The 4,626-nt window shown below is 75.4% G+C and carries 4 protein-coding genes; 3 read left to right on the top strand and 1 reads right to left on the bottom strand.

What is annotated here, in order from left to right:
* Positions 1-53: 53 nt before the first annotated feature.
* Entirely contained in the window at positions 54-719 is a 666-nt protein-coding gene (locus AOK09_RS24515) for a SipW-dependent-type signal peptide-containing protein (protein WP_055589409.1), read from the bottom strand.
* A gap of 583 nt (positions 720-1,302) precedes the next feature.
* On the opposite strand from AOK09_RS24515, the gene AOK09_RS24510 reads away from it, so the two are divergent.
* The 3 genes from AOK09_RS24510 to AOK09_RS24500 all read left to right on the top strand — a co-directional run bounded on the left by AOK09_RS24510 (position 1,303) and on the right by AOK09_RS24500 (position 4,598).
* Complete coding sequence (locus tag AOK09_RS24510; RefSeq protein ID WP_055589408.1) at positions 1,303-1,896, top strand: signal peptidase I; 594 nt, start codon at positions 1,303-1,305, stop codon at positions 1,894-1,896.
* Positions 1,889-2,359: a hypothetical protein gene (locus tag AOK09_RS24505; protein WP_055589407.1), complete on the top strand. Its 471-nt coding sequence runs from the start codon at positions 1,889-1,891 to the stop codon at positions 2,357-2,359. The genes AOK09_RS24510 and AOK09_RS24505 overlap by 8 nt, the downstream gene beginning before the upstream one ends.
* A 745-nt stretch (positions 2,360-3,104) precedes the next feature.
* Positions 3,105-4,598, top strand: a complete 1,494-nt coding sequence (locus tag AOK09_RS24500) for a sensor histidine kinase (RefSeq protein WP_157876023.1) — start codon at positions 3,105-3,107, stop codon at positions 4,596-4,598.
* The last annotated feature ends 28 nt before the right edge of the window (positions 4,599-4,626 follow it).

Raw genomic sequence — 4,626 nt, 5'->3', positions numbered from 1 at the left:
TACGAGACCGCCCGGCTTCGGCCGGGCCCCGACACCTGCCCCGCTGAGCCCCGCTACTCCGCCGCCGTGGCGTCGGGTGCCTGGAGCTGCATCAGCGTGGCTGTGAGGCTGTAGACCAAGGACCTGCCCTGGATGCTGTTCCCTGCCTGCTCGTCGATGGTGCCGGTGACCGTCACCCGCTGCTGGTCGCCCGGGTCGAGCTTGAAGTACTCCGCGAAGCCCGAGTAGTCCGGGTCGGTCCGCGTGTACGGGACGTCTCCCGACTGCGGACCGTTGGGGCCCAGGCTGCGGGCCAGCGCGTCGTCCAGGTCGATGTCGAACTCCTTGTCCCCCAGGTCCTGGCCCGTACTGCTCCTCCGCTCGACCGAGAAGTGCAGATGGAAGTACTTCAGGTCGGCGTCCCGGATCACCGGGGCGCCCACCCCGGCGGGGTCGCGGTGCAGCGCCAGACGGACCTTGCCGCTGAGCGAGCCGCTGCTGGTGAAGACGGCGGTGAGTGTCGGCAACGGGCTGCCGGGCACCAGGTCCGAAGCCGGCGGCGCCGGGGTGGTGGAGGCGTTGCCGAAGGTGAGGGTGCCAGTCTGCACAACCGTGGAACCGGTGTTCTGAGTGTCGGTGAACCAGGCATACGTCCCTCCGGTGACGGCGACCGCGGCGGCGGCCAACGACACCGACCCGGCGAGCGCGGCGGCCTTCCTGCTCCTCCTGAAGACGCTCATCGCACGCTCATCCCGTTGCCGTCCGCCGTCATCTGTCCGCAGTCCGCTCTCGTGTCCGTCGATCAGGTGCCGATGTGTGCGCGCTCTGTCCGCCGTGCCAGTGATGCCGGTTGTGCCCGTCGTGCGTGCCCGTCGTGGTCGTCGTGCTGATCGGCTGCGCTCCGCACCTCCCTGCCGGTGCGGCGACTGACCACAATAGTGCCGAGGGGAGGGAGGGTGGCGCATCGTCAAAGCGTGGTAGGTCGCTATCCCCACTTTTGACGATGCGTCGGTGGCGTCGTGCCGGAAGGATCGGCGGGGTGACCGGTGTCAGGGCCGTCGGTCACGACGCAGCGACCACCCGGCAGACCTCCGGCCGGGCGGCAGGCAAGAGCGGGAGATCATCTGTATGGCGTCCACCGCTCCCCGGGCGCGGGGAACGCATCGTCGTCCCGCTGCCGGCCGGACTCCCGGGCAGCGGCCGGAGCAGAGCCGGTCAAGGCGGGTACGCGAGCGCCGTGGCGCCGGCCGGGGTGTCCCCGTCGCCCCCGACCCCCGGAGATCCCGCCGGAGACCTCCGGCGGGGCGCCTGAGAGGTCTCCGTGTGGTCGGCCACACGGTGCTGGTTGCGGCTGCCACGGCGGCAGTCGCCCTGGCCCTGGCGCTCACCGTGCTGCCCATGGCCGTGCACGGCCTGGTCCTCACCGTTCTCACCGGGAGCATGGATCCGGCGATCCCGCCGGGTTCCGTGGTGGTCGACCGCCCGGTCCGCCCGGAGCTGATCAGGATCGGAGACGTGGTGACCTTCCACTCCGGCCGTTCGCCGGGCGGCGGAGAGCAGCTGGTCACCCATCGGGTGGTCGCCGTCCAGCACACCGCGGACCACATCACCTTCACCACCAAGGGCGATGCCAACCGCGTCGACGACCCGGGGCGGCGTGAGGCGTCCGACGTCCGGGGCCGGGTCTGGTTCCATTTGCCGCAGATCGGCCTCTGGCGGCAGCGGCTGCTCTCCCGGGCCGGTGCGATGGTCGTCGGGGGTCTTGCGCTCGGCGTCTGGGGCGCCCGCACCCTGGCCTGGGCGCTGCGGCCGGGCGGAGACGAGGAGCAGGCCCTGGAGCGCGCGCCCGGCCGCGCCGCAGGAGGCAGGCGGGGCCGCGCCCTGCACGGTGCCGTGGACTGGGACGGCGGTGCCTGACCGCGGGCGCCACCGCAGACGGCCCGCTCCCACCGCCGTACCGGGTCCGCTGCGCAGCCTGGCCGCCGCGGTCCTCTTCGGTGCCGCGGGAGCGGTCGCCGCCACCCCCGTCTGGGGCACCACCGGCGCCTGGCTCAGCGACACCGCGGACTCCGACCCCGTTCGGCTGAACACCGCGCCCAGCGCACCGGCCGCCACCCCGACCGCGGAGCCGGCCCGCCTGGATCCGGCCCCGGACGCCTCCGGGCAACAGGCCCGGTCAGGCCCGGGAAGCCCGGCAGGCCAGGGCCACGGGGAGCGGCAGGACCGGGAGCACCCGGCGGACTCGTCGAAGGGCCGCCATGACCACGGCACCGGCCGCCATCGCTCCGGGCCTCCGTCGGACGCAGCACCCTCGGGGCGTGCCCAGGACGCCTCCTCCCACGGCAGCGCACCGGGACGCGGCAAGGAAGGCGGTCACTGAGGACTCCCTCGGGCGTACCCCGGCCCGGCCGCCGGGCGCGGCGGTGTCCCGTGAGCGGCCGGGCAACCGTGTGGCGGCCGCTCCCGTCGTCCCGCGCCCGGCTGCCGCAGCGTCTCTGCGACCGCGCGCAACCATCGGCAGCCCGGCCAGGGCTCCGGGCATCCGCCGCCGCCCTCAGGTGGAGCGGCGGGCACCCGCCCGGCCGCATCGGCCCGCACCCCCAACCCGTCCGCGGCTCGCCTCCAGCCCCGCGCTGCGCGGCACCGGACAAGGCGCCCCCCGTCCGCAGCCCGGCGGAGGGCTCTGAGTATCCGCTGCCGCCCCCAGGTGGAGCGGCAGGGACCCGCCGGGCAGCACGGGCCCGCATCCCCAACCCGTCCCCGGCTCGCCTCCAGCCCCGCCGCGCCCCAGGGGCGCGCGCTGCGCGGCACCGCAGACCGCGCACCACCCACGCCCCCACGGGAATGCTCCGCCGGGCGCCCGGCCAGGCCGGATCCGTCCTGGCCGCAGCGGTTCAGGTGCGGACATCGGCCGCCTTCCGCCCCCACCCGGTCGGTGGTGTTCACGACGGTCGCCTCCTGGGGCAATCCGCCGGTTCGCCACCGATTGTCGGCGGCCTGGACTACGATCCGTCACGCTGTGGTGCTGTTCCGTTGCACCGCGTCGATCTGCCCGCCTCCGGGCCGCACCCGCCGACCAGGGCGGGCGGGGCCGCGACCCGCGTCGGCGGCCGGGGGGAATGCGCATGACTGCTGGACACCAGACCTCCGCCCGCCGGGCTCACCGAGCCCCGGGCCGTCCGCTGCTCCGCCATCGAGGCCCGGCCGGGGACGCCGTGGCTGCGGCGGCCGCCGCCGGGGTGACGGCGTTGCTGCTCACCGGTGACTTCGCGGGCGGCCAGCTGCCGCTCCGTCAGGCCCAGTTGCTGCTCGCGCTCGCGGCGGCGGGCACCGGCGCCGCCGCCGCAGGCGTCGCCGCCCTCACCCCTCGGCTCGCCGGAAGCGACGGCCGTCCGCACACCTCGGTCGCCGCCGCTCTGCTGCTGCACAGCCTGGTGCTGATGCCGGCCTCGGTGGTCGACACCGGATCCGACCGGTCGCTGCTCTGGCTCGCCGTCACCCGGCTGGTCGCCTCCTGCGGTTTCCTCCTGCTGCTGGCGACGGGCCTCACCACCCGCCCGCCCCGCTGGACGCACGGGCGACGCGGTGCAACGGCAGCCGTCGCGGCCGCCGCCGGCGGTGGACTGCTGACCGCCCTAACCGCGCCCGGCAGCCATCCCGCCGGCGGCGCGCTGCTGCCCGCGGGGGTGATGGCCGGCGGCGCGGTCGCCCTCTCCCTGGGCTATCTCCACGCCGGATGGCGTGAGCAGGACCGGTTGCGTCTGCGGCTGGGCCTGGGGCTCGCCGTCGCCGCCACCGCCCAGCTCGGCCGGGTGCTCGCGGGGCATCCGGTCTGGGAGCCCGATCTGGTCTCCGCCGCACTGCGGCTGCTCGGCCTGCTGATCGTGCTGGCCGCCCTCACCTCCGACTTCCTGCGCCGGGCGGACGCGGTGGAGGGCCGGCTGCTGGACTCCGACCGCCTCGCCCGTCGCACCGCCGAGCGGGACCATGAGATGCGCAATGTGCTGACCGGTCTCTCCGGCGCCGCCTATCTGCTCAGGGCGGAGGGCGCCCGGCTCGACACCGACGCGCAGGCCGAGCTGGGAGCCGCCGTGCAGGCCGAGCTGGAACGGCTGAGGGAGCTGCTGGCCAGGGACGGCAGCCGTCCACCGGACGATCCCGCGGGCCATGAGGTGGAGCCCGTCCTGCGTCGCCTGGTGATGCTGCGCCGTACGGTCGGCGCCGACGTCCGGCTGACGGCCGATCCCGAACTGCGGACCACCGTGCCCGCCTCGGCTCTGGCCCAGGCGGCCACCAACCTGCTCGCCAACTGCGAGCGCCATGCTCCCGGGGCGCAGGTCCGGGTGACCGCGCGCCGACAGGGCGAGGTGATCCTGGTGGAGGTGTCCGACGACGGTCCCGGCCTGGCCCCGGACGCGGAGCACCGGGTGCTGCAGCGAGGGGTGCACGACCGGGCGGCCGGCGGAAGCGGCCTCGGCCTCTATGTCAGTGGGCAACTGCTCGCCCAGTACGGCGGTGCGGTGCGGCTGCTGCCCGGGGAGCCGCACCGGCGGGGGTGCACAGCGGTGCTGGAACTGCCCGCTGCGGCCGCTCCGGACGCCCGGCTCCCCGCGGCCTGACCGACCACCCCGTCCGGTCGGCAGCCCC

The organism is Peterkaempfera griseoplana (assembly GCF_001418575.1).
GTDB classification, from domain to species: domain Bacteria; phylum Actinomycetota; class Actinomycetes; order Streptomycetales; family Streptomycetaceae; genus Peterkaempfera; species Peterkaempfera griseoplana.
Note: the sequence above shows the minus strand (reverse complement) of the source record. Positions and strands in the feature narration are given on the sequence as shown.

Excerpts from the sequence above, each read along its gene's own strand:
- AOK09_RS24515 (WP_055589409.1), bottom strand. The coding sequence starts at position 719 with ATGAGCGTCTTCAGGAGGAGCAGGAAGGCCGCCGCGCTCGCCGGGTCG.
- AOK09_RS24500 (WP_157876023.1), top strand. The coding sequence starts at position 3,105 with ATGACTGCTGGACACCAGACCTCCGCCCGCCGGGCTCACCGAGCCCCG.